Raw genomic sequence first — 19,428 nt, forward strand, 5'->3', positions numbered from 1 at the left:
CATTGCGAGGAGCTCTTGCGACGAAGCAATCCAGTCTGTCTCCGCGGAAAGACTCTGGATTGCTTCGCTGCGCTCGCAATGACGAGGAGGGATCTACCGCCGTTCGCGAAAGAACTCCCGCAGCAGCCGCGCCGCCTCGCTCTCGCCGACCCCGGAATAGACCTCCGGCGCGTGATGGCAGGTCGGGGAAGCAAAGAACCGCACGCCGGACTCGACCGCGCCACCCTTGGGGTCGGCGGCGCCGTAATAGAGCCGCCTCACCCTTGCAAAGGAGATGGCGCCCGCACACATGGTGCAGGGCTCGAGCGTCACGTAGAGGTCGCAGTCGACGAGGCGCTCGCTGCCGATCTTCTTCGCCGCCTCGCGCAGCGCGATGATCTCGGCATGGGCCGTCGGGTCGTAGTCGGTCAGCGTCCGGTTCGCCGCGGTGGCGATGACCTCGTAATTGCGGACCACGACGCACCCGATCGGAACTTCGCCCGATTTTCCGGCATTTTCGGCCGTCTTAAGCGCCAAATCCATGAAAGAAGGGGCTTTCATGCCTCGTATCATCGCCAGAAACCTGCTACTAGCTCCGCCTTCAGCAAGAGTGGATACCGATTTTGCCTGAGCATGCGGCTCGGAACGAGCGCGCACAATGCTCATCGCGCCACCCCTAAGTGAGATTATTCATGCCCCGCGACAGCGACAAAGACAACGATTCCCGCGGCCGGCGTGATCGTGGCCCGTCCAAGGGCCGTACCGGCAAGCCCCGGGGACCGGACAAGAAATTCGCCAAGCGCGGCCTCGAGGGCAAGGGCGATCGCGACAGCCGCCCGCCCCGCGAGGGTCGTGAGGGCCGCCCGTTCCGCCGCCGCGAGGAGGGCGATGCGCCGCGCCGTGATTTCAGCGACCGTCCGCGCTTCAAGCGCGACGACCGCGGCGGAGAGGGCCGCGGCGAGCGCAGCTTCAAGCCGCGGGGTGATCGGCCGTTCAAGCCGCGCGGCGACCGTCCGAAGTTCGATCGTGATGAGCGCGCGCCGCGCGGTGAGCGTTCGGAGCGGCGGTTCGAGGACCGCAAGTTTTCGCGCGGCGACTCCGATCGGCCGCGCAAGGATTTTGGCCGCGACCGTGACTTCCGGGATAGCAAGCGCAGCTTTTGCGACCGTCCGAGGGATCGTGGCGAGCGAAGCGATTCAAAGCCGTGGCAGAGGCGCGACGATCGTCCACGCGGTGACCGGCCGCGCAAGAGCTTCGACAAGGATTTCGGCGGCCGTGATCGCGGCGATGAAAAGCCCTGGCGTCAGCGCGACGACCGCCGTGAAGGTGGCCGTGGCGACGACCGTCCGCGTTTCTCCCGGCGCCGCGACGAGGGCGATGATCGCCCGCGTTTCTCGCGCCCGCGCGAGGAGCGGTCCGGTGACGATCGTCCGCGCTTCAATCGCTCGCGCGAAAGGCGGCCGGAAGGCCGCATGGACTGGCAGGAGCATCCCCGCAGCGAGGGTCGCTTCCGCGACCGGCCGCGCCGCGACAACGAGGACGACAGCAGGATTTTCGAGAAGCGCCCCGCCTTCGGCGGCCGCGGCGCCTATCGCGAGCGCGATCGCGATTTCGAGGGGCGGCCGCGCCGTGAAGACGCGCCGAAGCCGAAGAAGGCCGGCGAGCGCATCGCAAAAGTGCTGGCCCGAGCGGGCCTCGCTTCGCGGCGCGATGCCGAGGAATTGGTCACGCAGGGCCGCGTCACCGTCAACGGCCGGGTGATCAATTCGCCGGCGCTCGACGTCACCCAGAACGACGTCGTCGCCGTCGACGGCAAGCCGTTGCCGCCGCGCGAGCGCACGCGGCTGTTCCTCTATCACAAGCCGCGCGGGTTGATGACGACACATGACGACCCCGAGGGGCGTCCGACCGTGTTCGACAATCTGCCCGAAGGTCTGCCGCGCCTGATCAGCGTCGGCCGGCTCGACTTCAACACCGAAGGCTTGTTGCTGCTCACCAATGACGGCGGCCTCGCCCGCACGCTCGAGCTGCCGGACACCGGCTGGCTGCGCCGCTACCGCGTCCGCGCCCATGGCGACGTCACCCAGGCGCAGCTCGACGAGCTCAAGGGTGGCATCGAGGTCGAAGGCGTCAAATACGGTCCGATCGAGGCGACGCTGGAGCGAGACCAGGGCGCCAATGTCTGGCTGGTGTTCGCGATCCGCGAGGGCAAGAACCGCGAGGTGCGCAATGTCTGCGCCCATCTCGGGCTCGAAGTGAACCGGCTGATCCGCGTCTCCTATGGCCCGTTCCAGCTCGGCGAGATCCCGGAAGGCCAGGTCGAGGAGATCAAGTCGCGCGTGCTGCGCGAGCAGCTCGGCGATAAGGTGATCGAGAAGTCGGGCGCCGAGTTCGACGTGCCCGCGAAATCCGCCGCGCGCGAGGGCGATGCGCCGAAGAAGCCGATGAAGCGCGCTGTCATCAACGATCGCAAAGGCCGCCGCGTGCTGGTGCAGCGTACCGGCAGCGAGGAGGCGCGCGAGCGCAACGAGCTGGAAGCGAGCGGCTATGGCCCGCCACGCCGTCCCAAGCGCGGCTATCACGGCAAGCGCGACCTGACGCCGCGGGAGGATTAATTTGCGCGTCGTCGGCGGTCGTCTGAAGGGGCGCAATCTTGCCTCACCGTCTTCGCGCGACATCCGCCCGACGGCGGACCGCCTGCGCGAGTCCGTGTTCAACATCCTCGTGCACGCCTATGACGATCCGATCGAGGACGCGCGCGTGCTCGATCTCTTCGCTGGCACCGGCGCCCTCGGCATCGAGGCGTCGTCGCGCGGGGCGAAGTTCACGTTGTTCGTCGACAATGGGGCCGAAGCGCGAGCATTGCTGCGCAACAATGTCGAGTCGCTCGGCCTCGGCGGTGTGACCAAGGTCTATCGCCGCGATGCGACCGATCTAGGCCCCGCGCATCCCGTCGAGCCGTTCTCGCTGGTGTTCCTCGATCCGCCCTATGGCAAGGGCTTTGCTGAGAAGGCGCTGGCGAGCTTGCGCGACGGCGGTTGGCTCACGTCGGGCGCACTGCTGGTGGTGGAAGAGGCGAAGGCCGCGCAGTTCGTGACGCCGGAAGGTTTCGAAGAATTGGAGCGGCGGGCTTATGACGACACGGAGTTCGTGTTTCTGAGGAAGCCGTAGTCTCGCTGCCGTAGGGTGGGCAAAAGGCGCGCTCTTCGCGCGCCGTGCCCACCGTTTCTATTGCTCTTGTGGAAAGATCGTGGGCACACGGCGCTTTGCGCCTTTGCCCACCCTACGGCACCGTCACCTCCGCCCGAACAGCTTCTCCACATCGGTCAGCTTCAGCTCGACATAGGTCGGGCGGCCGTGATTGCACTGGCCGGAGTTCGGGGTGTCCTCCATCTCGCGGAGCAGGGCGTTCATCTCCTCCGGCCGCAGCCGGCGGCCGGCGCGGACCGAGCCGTGGCAGGCCATGGTGGCGGCGACATGCATCAGGCGGCGCTCCAGCGGCAAGGCCTCGTCCCACTCGGCCATGTGCTCGGCGAGATCGCGGAGTAGCCCGCCTGCATTGGGCTTGCCCAGCAGCGACGGCGTCTCGCGCACCGCGACCGCGCCGGGGCCGAAGGACTCGATGGCGAGACCGAACGATGCCAGCTCCTCGCTGCGATCGAGCAAGCGCTCCACAGTAGATTCGTCCATCTCGACGATCTCGGGGATCAGCAGGATCTGCCGCTGCACGCCGTTCGCCGCCAGCGAGGCCTTCAGCCGCTCATAGACGATCCGTTCATGCGCGGCATGCTGGTCGACGATGATCAACCCGTCGCGAGTTTGCGAGACGATATAGGTCTCGTGGATCTGGGTGCGTGCCGCGCCGAGCGGGCGGTCGACGAGGTCGCCGGCGGGCTGCGTCTCGATTCGCACATCCGCACTGGGCGCACCGACATCGAATGCGGCCTGGGCGCGCTCGGCGAAGGCGGGCGCTGCTGAACCTTCGAACGACGGCAGCGTCCCAACCGGGACGGATGGCGATTGGCGCCAGTCCCAACTGGCAGACCGTTGCGGCGTGAAGGCAGGGCGGAACGAGGACAAGGCGGCACCGCCGCTGTTGGCCGCCGTACGCCGGCCCTCCCGCGCGAGCCCTTCCTTCAATCCATGCACGATCAGCGCGCGCACGAGCCCCGCGTTACGGAAGCGCACCTCGGTCTTGGCCGGATGCACGTTGGCGTCGACCTCGCGTGGATCGAGCGTGACGAACAGCGCCACCACGGGATGGCGGTCGCGCGGCAGATAGTCGGAATAGGCCGCGCGCACCGCGCCGAGGATCAGCTTGTCGCGCACCGGACGGCCGTTGACGAAGAGATATTGCCCGAGCGCGTTGGCTTTGGTCAGCGCAGGTGCGGCGGCATAGCCGGCGACCACGACGCCCTCGCGCTCGGCATGGACCTCGATGGCGTGGCTGCGAAACTCCGCGCCCAGGATATCGCCGAGCCGCGTCAGGCGCCCCGCGGCGCCGGGCAGCGCCGCGGTCCAGGTCACCGGCGCGCGCTCCTCGCCCGCGAGCGTGAAGGCGATATCGGGCCGCGCCATCGCGAGGCGCCGGACCACTTCGCGAATGGCTTCCGCCTCGGTGCGGTCGGTCTTCAGAAACTTCAGCCGCGCGGGTGTCGCGTAGAAGAGATCGTTGACCTCGACCCGCGTGCCATGCGCCAGCGCCGCCGGCATGATCTCGGACTTCTCGCCGCCCTCGACAGTCAACGCCCAGGCGTGCGGCTCGCTGGCGTGCCGCGTCGTGATGGAGAGGCGCGCGACTGCCCCGATCGACGGCAGCGCCTCGCCGCGGAATCCGAGGGTGCGGATCTGGAGCAGGTCCTCATCGTCGAGCTTGGAGGTGGCGTGGCGCTCGACTGCGAGCGCGAGATCCTTTGCAGTCATGCCGCCGCCGTCATCGGTGATGCCGATCCGCCGGCGCCCGCCACCGTCGGTGAAGACGTCGATGCGGCTCGCGCCGGCATCGATCGCGTTCTCGACGAGCTCCTTGACCACGCTCGCCGGACGTTCGACCACCTCGCCGGCGGCGATGCGGTTGACGACTTGCTCTGGAAGCTGGCGGACGGGCATGAACTCGATCTTGGGGCTCGAACGGGGATTCGCAGACGACGCTATTCTAGGCCGTGTTGCGTCAAAAGCATGGGCTGGGCAACACCGGAGTGGCGGGCTGGGGAAGAGGGCTCTCTATCACATTGAAGACATTGGGCGTTCGAGAAGATTCCGCAACCGGGATGGACGCGTCTCCGGCCACCGTCGTGATTGTGAGGTGCCGGGGAGCGGTGTAGCATCGTGAAAAAATGGCAACAGGACGGGAGGACGCCATGTGCCATCTCTTCGCGCACCAGCCCCAACGCGACTACGAATCCCAAACCCGTTCGTTAAGGATCGGCGGGCACTGCACCTCGATCCGGCTGGAAATGGCGTTCTGGGACACGCTCGAGGAGATCGCGGCCAAGGAGAGCATGAGCCTCGGCAAGTTCCTGACGACACTCTACAACGAGGTGCTTGATCATCATGGCGAGGTCAACAATTTCGCCTCGCTGCTGCGGTGCTCGTGTTTGATCTACCGCTCCCGGAGCTCGGTGCCGGTGCAGGAATTCAAGGCCACAGTGGCGCCTATTCTCGACGCGGCGGAATAGACGTTCCAACAAAAGTCCGTAGCCCGGACGGAGTGCAGCGCAATCCGGGATTCGAGCCGCAGGTGAAAGCGGCCCCGGATTGCGCTGCGCTCCATCCGGGCTACGGGACTACGATACCCCTCCGGCGTCATTGCGAGGAGAGCTCTTGCGACGAAGCAATCCAGACTGTCGCTGCGGAGAGATTCTGGATTGCTTCGCTGCGCTCGCAATGACGGGGAGGATGCCCGGCCTCAAATCTCCTTCTTCTGCATCGCGCCGGCGATGTAGTCGGCCTGCCGGATGGCCAGCGCGACGATGGTCAGCGTCGGGTTGCAGGCCGCGCCGCTGGTGAACTGGCTGCCGTCGGAGACGAACAGGTTCTTGATGTCGTGGCTCTGACCGAACTTATTGACCACGCCGTCCCGCGGTTTGTCGCTCATCCGGTTGGTGCCAAGATTGTGCGTGCTTGGATAGGGCGGCGTCGGATAGGTCACGGTGGCGCCGACGGCGTCGTAGACCGCAGCGCCCTGCTTGTAGGCATGGGCGCGCATCGCGACGTCGTTGGGATGATCGTCGAAATGCACGCTTGCGACCGGCTGTCCGAACTTGTCCTTCACGACAGGGTCGAGCGTGATGCGATTGGTTTCCTGCGGCATGTCTTCGCCGACCAGCCACATGCCGGCCATCCTGGGATAACCGTCGAGTGCTGAGGTGAACGGACGGCCCCAGGCGCCGGGATTGAGGAACGCCGCCATGAAGGGCAGGCCGATCGACAGCGTCTCCATCTCGTAGCCGCCGACGAATCCGCGCTTCGGATCGTTGGCGGCTTCATCACGGATGATACCGGCCATGGTGGTGCCGCGATACATGTGCACCGACTTTTCGAACACGGCGTAGACGCTGCCGGTCATGTGACGCATGTAGTTGCGGCCGACTTGGCCGCTCGAATTGGCGAGACCATCGGGGAACGTGGTCGAGGCGCTGTTGAGCAGCAGCCGCGGGCTTTCGATCGAATTGCCGGCCACCGCGACGATGCGCGCCTTCTGGCGCTGCATTGCGCCGTTTTCGTCGGCGTAGACGACGCCGGTCACCTTGCCGCTCGCATCGTGCTCGATCTTGACCACCATGCTGCCGGGGCGGACTTCGAGATTGCCGGTCGCCTCGCCCTTCGGGATCTCGGTGTAGAGCGTCGACCATTTCGCGCCGGATTTGCAGCCCTGGAAGCAGAATCCGATCTGCTGGCAGGAGCCGCGCCCGTCGCGCGGCTGGCTGTTGATCGCCATGTTGCCGGTGTGCACGGTCTTGTAGCCGAGCTTTTTCGCGCCGGCCTCCAGCACCTTGAAGTTATTATTGCCGGGAAGCCCGGGAATGCCGTTGGTGCGGGTCACGCCCATCTTGTTCTCGGCCTTGGCGTACCACGGCTCCATCTCCGCGAGCGTGACCGGCCAGTCCAGCAGATTCGCACCGGGAATGTTGCCGTAGGTGCTCTTCACCTTGAACTCGTGCTCGTCGAAACGCAGCGAGGCGCCGGCCCAATGCACGGTGGAGCCGCCGACCGCCTTGACGATCCAGGCGGGGAGACCCGAAAAATCCTTGGCGACGCGCCATGTGCCTGACGTGGTGCGCGCATCGGTCCAGGCGAGCTGCGAGAAGCTCTCCCATTCGTCGTTGATGAAGTCGTGGTTCTCGATGCGGGGACCTGCCTCGAGAATGACGACCTTGACGCCTTTCTGCGCGAGCTCGTTGCCCAGCGTGCCGCCGCCGGCGCCGGAGCCGACGATCACCACAACACTGGAGTCGTTCAGATCGAATTTTGCCATATGCGTTCTCCTGAACCGTTGGGTGACGTTAAGCCTTCGGCAGCCAGTCGATGTCGGCAAAGCCGCGGTTGATGTAGCCGCCATGCTCGGCCGAGGAGCCCTCGTAGCCGAACCGCGGCCAGACCTCTTTCTGGTTATAGAGCGAGACGACGAGGTCGCCGCGCACCTTCTGGAAGAACTCGCTCTGCTCGATCTCCTTCAGCAGCACCACGCGGTCGGCTTCCCAGGGCACCTCGGCGTAAGCCACCTTGTGGCGATCGCGCGCGTTCTGATCGAGCCGCGTGATGCCGTCGCTGATCAGCGATTTGACGGCGGGATCCTTGGCCGCCTTGCCATCCCACGGCTTGATCGCGGTGATGTAGTAGCTGTCGCCGAGCACATCGTGCGGATAGATGTCGCGCGCGACCTTCAGCAGTGTCTTCATTGTCGCGGGCGACAGCGCGCTCGCTTCATCTGCCCAGGCATTGTCGATACTGACACCGACGCTGGTCGCGACCGCCGCAACCGGTACGGCGGTTGCCGCGCCCTTGAGAAAGACGCGGCGGCTGTGCTTGCTTCGACGGTCGACTTCTCTCATGACATGTCCTCCTTCGATTCTTGTGATTTGGATTATCGTGATTTGGTCAATTGAAACGGCCGCCCCGCTGGATCACCTCGATCTTGTAGCCATCGGGATCGTTGACGAAGAAGAAGCGCGCCAGCGTCCTGCCGTCGTGCTTGAAGTCGCGTAAGGGGCCCGGCGCGAGCTGCTCGCGCTCGAAGCGGGCATGTTCGGCGTCGAGGTCTTCGACCACGACGGCGAGATGGCCGTAGCCGTCGCCGAGCTGGTACGGCTCCTGGCGGTCGAAATTCACCGTCAGCTCGAGCTCGAAAGGTGAGGAGGGATGACGCAGATAGATCAGGGCGAAATCCGCGAATTTCAGATGGTCGGCGACCTCTAAGCCGAAGGCGCGTCTGTAGAAGTCGAGCGATCGCGCGTCGTCGCGCACGCGGATCATGGAATGGACGGGCTTTGCCATTCAATTCTGCTCCTTGAGATAGGTGATGATGGCGGCGCGCGTCTCCGGCTTCGCCTGCCGGTAAGCCATGACCACGCCGGGAACGACCGCTTGAGGATTGGCCAGCCAGGCGTCGAGCTTTGCCTCGTCCCAGGCGAAGTCAGCCTTCGCGAGATTCTCCGAGTAGCGAAAGCCATCGAGCTTGCCGGCGGGCCGGCCCACGATCTTGACCAGAGGCGGACCCTGCCGCATCGGCTCCGACAGGTTGGTGGTGTGGCACACCGCGCATTGCTGTTTGAAGAGTGTCGCGCCATCCAGCGATCTTGCCGCCGGCAAGGGCATCTGCGCGTCGGCAACCCGCATCATCAGCACCATCGCGGTGCACAATCCGAGCACGACTGCGCGCATCGCCAAGAGCTCGCCCCATCCACTTCGAAGTCAGCGTGCGCAAACTCTAGGCGGCGCCAAAGATGCAGTGGTAGTAGCGGGCTGTTTCGCTGCAAGCGGGGGCTCGCGCGTGGCGTGTGTTCCGCGCTGCCGCATATGAGGAGCACAATTCCGCGAAACCGCCCAGAAATCCCTAAACGATGACCACACGACGCAGGTTGCATCACAACCGCGCCGTTCAAACTCTCTTTGCGATGAACTGGTCCGGTGCAGGCGAGCGGCGCAGGGATGTTGCCGTGCCGTTCATCGCGAAAAAATCCAGGAGAAATGGATGAAGTTGGTGAAGACCTCTGCAATCGCATGCGCTGTCTCGGCCCTCATTGCGACGCCTGTTCTCGCGCAAGGTACGTCATCTGGCGTCAAGCCCGGAGGCACCGTGCAAAGCAAACCCATGCAGGGCGGCACGGTGGGCAGCGAGGATGATGATGTCGGCGCGCAGCAGGGGGCTGCCGGCGAGAAGGTCGGCGTGAAGTCGACCAAGGGTAAAGGTACCGCCGGAACCACCGGCAGCGCGACACGTAAGGGCACGGCCGACGATGCGGCGACGGGCGGTGCTGCGACCGGCAAGCGCTACTGACGCCAGCTTACGAACCGGCAAACCTTCGGTCGCTCTGCGACCGAAGGTTTTTGCTTGATCAATCGTCGAAGCGGCCGCCGCGTCCGGCCTTGATGTCGCTACGCCGCTTCTTGCCTTCGAGCCGGCGCTGCTTGGACGCGAAGGTCGGCCGTGTCGCGCGTCGTGGGATCGGGCGTACCATCGCCTCGCGCAACATTTCGACCAGCCGGTCGATGGCATCCTGCCGATTGCGCTCCTGGGTGCGGAAGCGCTGGGCGTGGATCACGATCACGCCGTCCTTGGTCATGCGCTGTCCGGCGATGCGGGCAAGCCGGATGGCGGCATCCTCCGGCAGGGTCAGCTTGCGCGTGTCGAAGCGCAGTTGCGCTGAAGTCGCGACCTTGTTGACGTTTTGTCCGCCAGGCCCGGAGGCGCGGACAAAGCCGATCTCGATGTCGTCCTCGTCGATGACGAGATCGCGGGATATCCGCAGCATGATGGCACCATTCGTGATGTCCGGACATATCGCGAACATCTACGTTCGGCAATGGTGCATCGTGGAAACGCAAATGGCCGGGACCCGGCTCCGCCATGGCTTCGCCGGGCTTTGAGTGCTGGGCCGGCGAAGCCGCAGGCGGAGACGGCGAGCCCTGCCATCTCAGGAGACGTTTATCAGATCGTCAGTTCGACTTCGTCGCCGGTACCGCCACCGGCTGCGCAGCGGCCTGGGGGGCGCGGCCGACGACGACGGTGAGGAGGCCCTCGCCCCACAGGCGCTTCGCGGCAGCCTTGGCGTCGTCCAGCGTCACCGCATCGACGATGGCATTGCGCTTCTCGATATAGTCGATCGGCAGCTTGTCCTGCTGATACTGCAACAGCGCCTGCGCCAGCTTGGAGGAGGTGTCGAGCGCCAGCATCTGCGAGCCCTTGAGGTAGGACTTGGCCTCATCGAGCTCCTTCTGTGTCGGGCCCTCCTCGGCGATGCGGCGGACCTCCTTCTCGATGGCGTCGATGGTGTCGCCGGCGCGGTCGGCGCGCGTGCCGGTATTGCCGGTGAACAGCGCCGAGTGCTCCATCCAGAGCAGCGATTCGTACACGGAATAGGCCAGCCCGCGCTTCTCGCGGACCTCGCGATAGAGCCGGGAGGACAATCCGCCGCCGCCGAGGATGTGGTTGACGACGTAGGCGGCCATGAAGTTGGGATCGCTGCGCTTCACGCCGGGGCCACCGAAGGTGATCACGGTCTGCGGCACGTCGAGCGTCACGAAGGCGCGCTGCGGCGGCTTTGCGGCATCGACGTCGGGGACCGGCGTGAGGTTGGCCTTGGCAGGGAGGCTACCAAAGGTGTGGTCGAGCAGCTTGCCGAGCGTGGCCGGATCGACGTCGCCGACGACCGCGATCTTCAGCCCATCCTTGGCGAGCACGCGGCCGACATAATCCTTCAAGTCGGCGACCGTGATGGTCGGCACGCTGTTGAGGTTGCCGTTGGTCTGCCGGCCGTAGGGGTGATCGCCGAAGGCGACCTCGAGGAACTTGCGGCTCGCCAGCGAGGTCGGATTGGTGGTCTCGCGGCGCAGTCCCGAGATGACCTGCGAGCGGATGCGCTCGACATCGGCGGTGTCGAAATGCGGCGAGGTCAAAGCCATCCGTAGCAGGTCGAAGGCCTCGTCCTTGTTGTCGCGCAACATGCGCAGGCTGCCGCGGAAGGCGTCGCGGGTGGCGTTGAAGGAGAGCTCGATGGCGCGGCGGTCGAGCCGTTCATGGAAGGTCTTGGAGTCGAGATCGCCGGAGCCTTCGTCGAGGAGGTCGCCGACGAGATTGGCGACGCCCGACTTGTCCTTGGGATCCTGGGCCGAGCCCCCGGCGAAGGAATACTCCATGGCGATCAGCGGCACGGTTGCGTCCTGCACGAACCAGGCTTCGATGCCGCCCGGAGAGGTCAAATGCTGGATCTTTGCGGCTGCATGCGACGGCGAGACCGCGGCCAGTACGAGGGCCGCGCCGGTAACGAAGGACAGCGCGAAATGATGCGCGCGAAGGAAGGGATAGGTCACGAACGCTTCTCCTCGCGCTTGGCGGTGGCGGTGTCCTTGATCAGATAGCCCGTCACCGAGCGCTTCTTTTCGAGCCATTTCTGCGCAACGGCGCGAACCTGCTCGGCAGTGACTGCGCGGATGCGGTCGGGCCAGCTCCTGATGTCCTCGATCGATAGGCCCGTGGTCAGCGCGCCGCCATACCAACGCGCCAGCACCGCCTGATTGTCCTGGGCGTAGATCGCTTCCGCAATGAGCTGGGTCTTGACCCGCTCCAGATCCTCGGCGCGGATCGGGTTCTGCGCGACATTGGCGATGACGCCATCGACCGCCTGCTCGACCTCTGCGAAGCTGACGCCGGGTTTCGGTGCGGCCGAGATCGCGAACTGGGTCGGGTCGAGCGAGATGCTCGAATAGCTGGCATTGGCGGAGACCGCGAGCGGCTTGTCGACGACAAGGGCGCGGTAGAGATAGGAATTGCTGCCGCTGCCCATCAGCTGCGCGAGCACGTCGAGGGCCGCGCTCTCGCCGGCCGCGGCCGTGGTCGCCGAGGGCACGAGATAATAGCGCCGCATGTTCGGCTGCTCGACCCGCGGGTCGGCCAGCGTGACGGTGCGCGGGGCGGCCGGCTCCGGCTCCTGCGGACGAATGCGCCGTGCCGGGATGGCGGGCTGCGCCGGGATGGCGGCGAAATTGCGCTCGACCAGCGGGCGGATTTCAGCGGCGTCGACGTCGCCGGCGATCACCAGGATCGCGTTGTTCGGCGCGTAGAAGCGGCGGTAGAAGGCGAGCGCATCCTCGCGATCGAGTTTCTCGATCTCCTGGTGCCAGCCGATCACCGGCCGGCCGTACGGGTGGTTGAGATAGAGCGCGGCCATGATCTGCTCGTTCAGCCGCGCGTCCGGATTGTTGGCGACGCGCATGTTGTACTCTTCGAGCACGACGTCGCGCTCGGGCAGTACGTTCTCGTCCTTGAGGATGAGGCCGGTCATGCGATCGGCCTCGAACTCCATCATGGTCGGCAACTGCTCGCGCGGAACGCGCTGGTAGTAGTTGGTGTAGTCGACCGAGGTCGAGGCGTTCTCGTTGCCGCCGACGCGGAGCACGGTCTGCGAGAATTCGCCGACGGGATGCTTCGAGGTGCCCTTGAACATCAGGTGCTCGAGGAAATGCGCGAGGCCGGATTTGCCCGGAGTCTCGTCGGCCGAGCCGACCTTGTACCAGATCATCTCCGTGATCACGGGCGTGCGGTGATCCGGGATCACCACGACCTGCATGCCGTTGCTGAGCGTGAAGCTGACGGGCGGGGCCGATGTTACCGTGGTCTGGGCGAGGGACGCGCCGGCCGTCAGGACACTCGTCGAAAGCAGCGCGGCAAGGAGGCAGGCAGCCGATCGGTAAGAGGACATCATGATCCCTAGTGAAAGGCCGAGATCCGGATGTCCGGCTCGGAAGCACGGCATGGTACACCGTGCGGCTGAGGCTTCGCGTCACGAAGCAGAGAACTCAACGCGGAGGCAAGTTACTGATAAGCAATTTTGGAACCGCGTCCGGCGTGCACGAGCCGCCGGTGCAGGGTGCGGTTCTGTCAGGATGTCGCGGCGCGACAGGAACGCTATTGTTCCTTCTCCTTGCCGGACATGATGTCGAAATAGGTCCGCCGCGACTTGTCCGGCCCGGCGCCATAGGCGTAGTTCGGCGACGGCGTCTGATAGCCAGGCGGGGGCTCGACCAGCGATTGGCGCGGCGGCTCGCTAACGAATTTCTTTTCTTCGGAGCTGTTGCCGCCCTTCATCATGTTCCACAGACCACCAGTGTATCCGAGTTCGGCGGGGCTGAGCGACGGGTTGCCGTTGGCTCCCGGCTGTATGGGATCATTGCTGGTGCGGGGGGCCGCGGCGACCTCACCCGCCTTCATCTCAGCAGGGGTCAGGGGCCGGGCGGCCTGCCAGTTCTCCGTCGCCTTGGTGGCTTTCTTGCGCGCGGCAATCGCTTCCTTGCGGCGCTTCTCGTCGGGGTCCTTCGGCCAGTTCGGCGCATTCGTGGCCTGGGTAGCGGCCGGCGGCGGCAGGTCGAGCTTGGGCGGCACGACCAGCGGCGAACGCTCGCGGTACTCGATGCCGGGCTTCTCCATGCTCTTGGCGCCGAGGCCGGACATCAGATTGTCGATGAGCTTCTCTTCGAAGGTCATGTCGTCTTCCTCGTCGTCGTCACCGGCGCGGGCGGCGCCGGTCGACATGACGAGACCGATGCCGAGCGCGACAGCGGACAATTTCAATGCCCGCCAGAACCCCAATTTGGGGTCTCGAACCATTGAACCGCTGGTCTTCGAGCTGCGCATCACCATACCTGTTCCAAATTGTGGCAGTTTGCCGCTCGCACGCGGCTTGACCCTTGCAAAAGCGGGTTCCACCTGCCGGTCGTATCGGCCGGGATCAGGGCGCTTTTGCGGCGGGTACCCCCAGGAAGGAATCATACAATAGCGCCGCCACCCCAGCAACGATGGCCACGTCGGCGAGGTTAAACACGTACCAATTATAGGTATGTCCGCCGATTTCGATGTGAAACAGGGCGAAATCCACCACCGCGCCATAGGCCAGGCGGTCGATGCCATTGCCGATGGCGCCCCCGATGATCAAGCCTAGCGCGATCGTGGCAAGGAGGGTGTGGGAGCGGGCCATCCAGATCGCCAGCGCGACTACCGCGATAGCTTTGACGGCCATCAGCGCGAACTGCGCCGCCTGGCCGTCGTTCTGGAGCCAGCCGAAGCTGATGCCGATGTTCCACGCCAGCACCAGATCGAAGAACGGTGTCACCCGCACCACGTCGCGATGAGCGAGGTCGAACACGTTCAGCAACCAAAGTTTGGAGGCCTGGTCGAGGACGAGTGTGACCAGGGCGGAGGTGATGCCGGCGCGGAGCGGGGTCATGGGCAGACAGCCGCCGCAGTCTCTGCCGTCGTCGTCCTGGCGAAGGCCAGGACCCATAACCCCAGGCGGTGATTGTTTGAAAGACTCGTAGTCATCAGCCTTCGCTGCAATTAGCCGCGGTGGTAATGGCCCCGTGCGCAATTGCGCACTAGGCCAGGACGACGGTTCAAGCTTAAACGCTGACCCCCAGCGCCTTCCATTCGCGCAGCGCCTGAGCGTCGCGCGGGGTGACGTCGGGGTATTCGGGGTCTTCGCCCACCATCGGTGAGATCTTCCAGGAGCGGGCGCATTTGGTGCCGACCGCCTTCTCGACGACGACTGCGACGCCGGGCACGGCATCGAGACGGAACGCGGAAGCCGGCGCCTCGCCCTCACGCACCTCGTAGTTCGAGGTGATGCAGACTTCGGCGAGATCGACGTCGAACAGCGTCGCCAGCATGGCCCGGTCGGCGACATAGATCACCGGCGAGGCCTCCAGCGACGAGCCGATATTCTTGGCGGCGCGTTCGAGCTCGAGCGCGCCGGTGACGACGCGGCGCACGTTGCGGATCGTCTCCCACTTCGCCGCGAGCTTGTCGTCGCGCAAGCTTTCGAGATCGTGCGGGAACAGCGTCAGATGCACCGAGGGCTCGGCGTCGGGCCGGTACATGCGCCAGCCTTCCTCCGCGGTGAAGCTGAGGATCGGGGCCAGCCATTTCAGGATCGAGGCGCACAACAGGTCGATGGTGGTCAGCGCCGCCTTGCGCGTCAGCGAAGAGGGCGGATCGCAATACAGCGTGTCCTTGCGGATGTCGAAGTAGAAGGCTGACAGCTCGCTGTTGAGGAAGGCGGACAGAATAGCCACCACGCTCTTGAAGTCGAACTCCCGATAAGCCTTGTCGATGGCGGCAGCGCGGATCGCGAGCTCGTGCAGCATCAGCCGCTCAAGCTCGGGCATGTCGGCAGAGGCGATCGCGTCGGCCGGGTTATAGTGATGCAGCGTACCCAGCATCCAGCGCACGGTGTTGCGCAGCTTGCGATAGGTCTCGACGGTATTCTTCAGGATCTCGGGGCCGATGCGCTGGTCGTCGGTGTAGTCGCAGGACGCAACCCAAAGTCTCAGGATGTCGGCGCCGGATTCCTTGATGACGGCCTGCGGCTCGATGGTGTTGCCGAGCGACTTCGACATCTTGCGGCCGTCCTCGGCCTGGGTGAAGCCGTGGGTCAGCACGATGTCGTAAGGAGCCCGACCGCGCGTGCCGCAGCTCTCCAGCAGCGAGGAGTGGAACCAGCCACGATGCTGGTCCGAGCCTTCGAGATACATCACCGTGTCGGTGCCGCCGTCGACCTTACGCTTGATGCCGGCGAGGCCCGGGAAATGCACGGGGTCTTCCAGCACGAAGGCGTGCGTCGAGCCTGAATCGAACCAGACGTCGAGGATGTCGTCGACCTTCTGCCAGTCCTCGCTCGCGCGCGGGCCGAGAAAGCGCTCGCGCGCTCCCTTCGCATACCAGGCGTCCGCGCCTTCCTGCTCGAAAGCTTCCCCAATGCGCGTATTGACGGCCTCGTCCTGGAGGATCTCGGCGGAGCCGTCGCCCTTCTCGCGCACGAACACGGCAATCGGCACGCCCCAGGCGCGTTGGCGCGAGATCACCCAGTCCGGCCGGGCCTCGATCATGCCGTTGATGCGGTTCTCGCCCGACGGCGGCACCCATTGCGTCACCGAGATCGCGTGCAGCGCGCGCGCGCGGAGCGTGTCGCCGGACTTGGTCTTGCCGTCAGCGGCAACGTCCTTGTCCATCGCGATGAACCATTGCGGCGTGTTGCGGAAGATCACCGGCTTCTTGGAGCGCCAGGAGTGCGGATATTGATGCTTCAGCCGACCGCGCGCGAGCAGCATGCCTCTTTCGACGAGCGCCTTGATCACGGCCTCGTTGGCGTCGCCCTTCTCGCCCTTGTCGTTGATGACCCGCTTGCCGGCAAAGCCCGGCGCATGATCGGTGTAGGCGCCGTTCTCATCGACGGTATAGGGGATCGCCGTGTTGATGCCGCGCGCATCGAGATCGCGCGCCTGCGCCATCCACGCGTCAAAGTCCTCGCGGCCATGGCCGGGCGCCGTGTGCACGAAGCCGGTGCCGGTGTCGTCCGTGACATGATCACCGGGCAGTAGCGGGACGATGAAGTCGTAGCCGCCGGCTAGGCCCTTCAGCGGATGGGCACATTCGATCGCGTCCATAGTGTCGCTGGGGACCTCGCGGACCTTCTCATAGGCCGTCACGCGCGCCTGCTTGAAGACTTCTTCAGCGAGCGCGTCAGCGAGGATGAGGAGATCGCCGGTCTTGGCCCAATTGTCGGCGGGCGCCTCGGTCACCTTGTACAGGCCGTAGGCGATCTTCGGCGAGAACGAGATGGCGCGGTTGCCGGGCAGAGTCCAGGGCGTGGTGGTCCAGATCACCACGCTTGCGGAGGCAAGCGCGCCGTGCGCGGGCGAGGTCACCGGGAATTTCACCCACACCGTATCGGAGGTGTAGTCCTCGTATTCGACCTCGGCTTCGGCCAGCGCGGTCTTCTCGACCACGCTCCACATCACCGGCTTGGAGCCGCGATAGAGCGTGCCGTTGGCGGCGAACTTCATCAGCTCGCGCGCGATCTGGGCTTCGGCCGGAAAGCTCATGGTGGCGTACGGATGGTCCCAGTCGCCGATCACGCCAAGGCGCTTGAACTCCTCGCGCTGCACGCCGAGCCAGTGCATTGCATAGGCGCGACATTCCTTGCGGAAATCGATCATCGCGGCACTGTCGCGGAAGTCGGGCTTCTGCTTGCCCTTCTTGCGATAGTGCTCTTCCTCGACCTTCCACTCGATCGGCAGGCCGTGGCAGTCCCAGCCCGGCACGTAGTTGGAATCGAAGCCGAGCATCTGCTGGCTCTTGGTGACGAGATCCTTCAGGATCTTGTTCAGCGCCGTGCCGATATGGATGTTGCCGTTGGCATAGGGCGGGCCGTCATGCAGGACGAATTTGGCGCGACCCTTGGCGCTCTCGCGCAGCTTGTCGTAGAGGCCGATCTCGTACCAGCGCTTGAGGATCTCCGGCTCGCGCTGCGGCAGGCCGGCGCGCATCGGGAATTCGGTCTGCGGCAGGAACAGGGTTTTCGAATAGTCTTTGACTTCAGACTTTTGGGACTTCTGCGGCTTTTCGGACATGAGGCTGACTGGCTCGGAAGGGGCGCGGGAAAACGGATAGCGATAAGGAATCGCGGGGGTGAAACGACAACATCCCGGTCTTGCGCCGAGCCGAAGGCTCAGGCGGAAGCCGGGCCGCTAATCGCTATGATGCGCCGCGCAAACATGGGCTCTCCATAGCAGCCGGGCGGGGGAAGCGCAAAGGTTCGGGTGGCCCGGTTTCCGGCTCAATCGATCGCGCCAAGCTTCGGAAACGCGTCCGGGGCGGCGGCCAGCATGGCGCGGGCGCGGGCGGAATCGTCGTCCATCTGGCGGATCAGGGCCTCCAGGCTGTCGAATTTCAGCTCTTCGCGAATGAAGCCGACGAAGGCGCAGTCGAGCGCCTGCCCGTAGAGATCGCCCTTGAAGTCGAACAGGAAGATTTCCAGCAGCGGCGCGCCATTGTCGAAAGTCGGGCGGCGACCGAAGCTTGCCACGCCGTCGAGGCGCTCGGCGCCGCGGCCGACCCGCACGGCGTAGATGCCGTGCTTCAGGCCGCAATTGGCGTCCAAACGGATGTTGGCGGTGGGATAGCCAAGGTCGCGGCCGCGCTTCTCGCCGTGGATCACCTCGCCGGTGATGAACCAGGGGGCGCCCAGCATGCTGGTGGCTTCGTCCAGCTGGCCCTCGGCGAGGGCGATCCGGATCGCGCTGGAGGAGACCGGCCGCTCGTCGATATCGACATGGGGCTGCACGTCGACCTCGATGCCGAGCCGGGGCGCCTCGTTGACCAGCAGGCTTGGCGAGCCGACGCGACCTTTGCCGAAATGGAAGTCGTAACCGACGGCGATGCCGCTGACGCCGAGGCGTCCGATTAGGTCATGGTGAATGAAGTCTTGCGCGCTGGTTCCGGCGCGCGCCTTGTCGAAAGTCATGACCACGGCGCCGGCAAGCCCGGTGCCGGCCAAAAGCCGCAGCTTGGCCGGCTCGTCCGTCAAGCGGAATTGCGGGGTGTTGGGGCTGAAAAACCGTCGCGGATGCGGTTCGAAGGTCAATGCTAGCGCAGGGCGGCCGTGCGCCCGGCCCATTTCCAGGGCGGCCGCAATCACGGCGCGGTGACCGAGATGAACGCCGTCGAAATTGCCCATGGCGACCACGGCGCCCCTCGGAATCGCAGAGTCCGGCGTGGTGTCGCGGATGACGGTAAAATGCGGAGCCATCAGGGGAATTCTCGAAGCGGCAGGACCGGTCGGGACCGTGGCTCGACCGGCCTGACGAAGTCAAGCGGGGGGAGCCGGGAGATTGAACACGATTTCAGTCCTTTGGAGGCGTCCGCAGTTAACGCGCTGTTTAACGCCTTGATGCTAGTCCTTGAGCGTGGAACTGCCGGGCTTCGGGCCTGGCAGGTCCGATCGTAATATTCCTGGGTTTGCGTTTGGGGGAGTCGAGATGGCGGTTGATTTGTCGATGCCGGTTCTGGTGGTGGACGACTACAGCACCATGATCCGTATCATCAGGAATCTGCTGAAGCAGCTTGGCTTCGAGAACATCGATGATGCCAGCGACGGTTCGGCGGCGCTGAACAAGATGCGCGGCAAGAAGTACGGGCTCGTGATCTCCGACTGGAACATGGAGCCGATGACGGGTTACGACCTCCTGCGTGAAGTGCGCGCGGATCCGAACCTTGCCACCACGCCCTTCATCATGATCACGGCCGAGTCCAAGACCGAGAACGTGATCGCGGCCAAGAAGGCCGGCGTGAACAACTACATCGTCAAGCCGTTCAACGCGGCGACGCTGAAGACCAAGATCGAGGCGGTCTTCCCGGATATGGCGAGCGCGTAAGGGCACCTGACCTGAAAACAGTCA

Annotated in this window: 18 protein-coding genes; 5 read left to right on the forward strand and 13 right to left on the reverse strand. The window is 65.0% G+C overall.

From position 1 onward, the window contains the following. Positions 1 to 93 precede the first annotated feature (93 nt). The gene (locus LRP30_RS05260; protein ID WP_128931400.1) at positions 94 to 552 is read right to left on the reverse strand and encodes a nucleoside deaminase; all 459 of its coding nucleotides are present in this window, start codon (positions 550 to 552) and stop codon (positions 94 to 96) included. A gap of 119 nt (positions 553 to 671) precedes the next feature. Here LRP30_RS05260 and LRP30_RS05265 point away from each other — a divergent pair, with 119 nt between their 5' ends. Further along, positions 672 to 2,594, forward strand: coding sequence for a pseudouridine synthase (locus tag LRP30_RS05265; RefSeq protein ID WP_249759568.1), 1,923 nt, complete (start codon positions 672 to 674; stop codon positions 2,592 to 2,594). Position 2,595: 1 nt separating this feature from the next. Further along, positions 2,596 to 3,150 (forward strand): 16S rRNA (guanine(966)-N(2))-methyltransferase RsmD, encoded by a 555-nt coding sequence (gene rsmD / locus LRP30_RS05270; protein WP_249759569.1) that lies wholly within the window; start codon positions 2,596 to 2,598, stop codon positions 3,148 to 3,150. A gap of 123 nt (positions 3,151 to 3,273) precedes the next feature. On the opposite strand, the gene mutL is transcribed toward rsmD, so the two are convergent. Continuing rightward, complete coding sequence (gene mutL, locus LRP30_RS05275; protein ID WP_249759570.1) at positions 3,274 to 5,088, reverse strand: DNA mismatch repair endonuclease MutL; 1,815 nt, start codon at positions 5,086 to 5,088, stop codon at positions 3,274 to 3,276. A gap of 251 nt (positions 5,089 to 5,339) precedes the next feature. On the opposite strand from mutL, the gene LRP30_RS05280 reads away from it, so the two are divergent. Further along, entirely contained in the window at positions 5,340 to 5,657 is a 318-nt protein-coding gene (locus LRP30_RS05280) for a ribbon-helix-helix domain-containing protein (RefSeq protein ID WP_128946382.1), read from the forward strand. A gap of 230 nt (positions 5,658 to 5,887) precedes the next feature. Here the strand turns inward: LRP30_RS05280 and LRP30_RS05285 are convergent, their stop codons facing one another. Genes LRP30_RS05285 through LRP30_RS05300 form a run of 4 tightly spaced genes read right to left on the reverse strand, consistent with a single transcriptional unit; the run spans position 5,888 to position 8,862 of the window. Further along, the gene (locus tag LRP30_RS05285; RefSeq protein WP_249759571.1) at positions 5,888 to 7,456 is read right to left on the reverse strand and encodes a GMC family oxidoreductase; all 1,569 of its coding nucleotides are present in this window, start codon (positions 7,454 to 7,456) and stop codon (positions 5,888 to 5,890) included. A 28-nt stretch (positions 7,457 to 7,484) separates the two neighbouring features. Continuing rightward, positions 7,485 to 8,033, reverse strand: coding sequence for a gluconate 2-dehydrogenase subunit 3 family protein (locus LRP30_RS05290; protein WP_249759572.1), 549 nt, complete (start codon positions 8,031 to 8,033; stop codon positions 7,485 to 7,487). Positions 8,034 to 8,079: 46 nt separating this feature from the next. Continuing rightward, positions 8,080 to 8,475, reverse strand: a complete 396-nt coding sequence (locus tag LRP30_RS05295) for a VOC family protein (RefSeq protein WP_128939816.1) — start codon at positions 8,473 to 8,475, stop codon at positions 8,080 to 8,082. Further along, entirely contained in the window at positions 8,476 to 8,862 is a 387-nt protein-coding gene (locus LRP30_RS05300) for a c-type cytochrome (protein WP_249759573.1), read from the reverse strand. 310 nt (positions 8,863 to 9,172) lie between these two features. Between LRP30_RS05300 and LRP30_RS05305 the strand changes: the two genes are divergently transcribed. After that, positions 9,173 to 9,478, forward strand: a complete 306-nt coding sequence (locus tag LRP30_RS05305; RefSeq protein WP_249759574.1) for a hypothetical protein — start codon at positions 9,173 to 9,175, stop codon at positions 9,476 to 9,478. A gap of 58 nt (positions 9,479 to 9,536) precedes the next feature. On the opposite strand, the gene arfB is transcribed toward LRP30_RS05305, so the two are convergent. The 7 genes from arfB to LRP30_RS05340 form a co-directional block, all read right to left on the reverse strand. Next, entirely contained in the window at positions 9,537 to 9,953 is a 417-nt protein-coding gene (gene arfB / locus LRP30_RS05310) for an alternative ribosome rescue aminoacyl-tRNA hydrolase ArfB (RefSeq protein ID WP_128931409.1), read from the reverse strand. A gap of 184 nt (positions 9,954 to 10,137) precedes the next feature. Further along, positions 10,138 to 11,511 carry a pitrilysin family protein gene (locus LRP30_RS05315; protein WP_249759575.1) on the reverse strand — a complete coding sequence of 458 codons (1,374 nt, stop codon included), beginning with the start codon at positions 11,509 to 11,511 and terminating at the stop codon, positions 10,138 to 10,140. After that, positions 11,508 to 12,899, reverse strand: coding sequence for a pitrilysin family protein (locus LRP30_RS05320; protein ID WP_249761698.1), 1,392 nt, complete (start codon positions 12,897 to 12,899; stop codon positions 11,508 to 11,510). Before LRP30_RS05320 ends, LRP30_RS05315 begins: the two co-directional genes overlap by 4 nt. Before the next feature lie 206 nt (positions 12,900 to 13,105). Next, positions 13,106 to 13,831, reverse strand: a complete 726-nt coding sequence (locus LRP30_RS05325; protein ID WP_164934707.1) for a hypothetical protein — start codon at positions 13,829 to 13,831, stop codon at positions 13,106 to 13,108. Positions 13,832 to 13,925: 94 nt separating this feature from the next. Next, a complete protein-coding gene (lspA, locus tag LRP30_RS05330) occupies positions 13,926 to 14,420 on the reverse strand; it encodes a signal peptidase II (RefSeq protein ID WP_249759576.1) in 495 nt (164 codons plus the stop codon). Between the two features lie 172 nt (positions 14,421 to 14,592). Next, positions 14,593 to 17,601 carry an isoleucine--tRNA ligase gene (gene ileS / locus LRP30_RS05335; protein ID WP_249759577.1) on the reverse strand — a complete coding sequence of 1,003 codons (3,009 nt, stop codon included), beginning with the start codon at positions 17,599 to 17,601 and terminating at the stop codon, positions 14,593 to 14,595. A gap of 206 nt (positions 17,602 to 17,807) precedes the next feature. Further along, positions 17,808 to 18,779, reverse strand: coding sequence for a bifunctional riboflavin kinase/FAD synthetase (locus LRP30_RS05340; RefSeq protein WP_249759578.1), 972 nt, complete (start codon positions 18,777 to 18,779; stop codon positions 17,808 to 17,810). Positions 18,780 to 19,008: 229 nt separating this feature from the next. On the opposite strand from LRP30_RS05340, the gene LRP30_RS05345 reads away from it, so the two are divergent. Further along, entirely contained in the window at positions 19,009 to 19,404 is a 396-nt protein-coding gene (locus LRP30_RS05345; RefSeq protein ID WP_008567674.1) for a response regulator, read from the forward strand. Positions 19,405 to 19,428 lie beyond the last annotated feature (24 nt).

Source organism: Bradyrhizobium sp. C-145, from assembly GCF_023375135.1.
Taxonomy (GTDB): domain Bacteria; phylum Pseudomonadota; class Alphaproteobacteria; order Rhizobiales; family Xanthobacteraceae; genus Bradyrhizobium; species Bradyrhizobium zhanjiangense.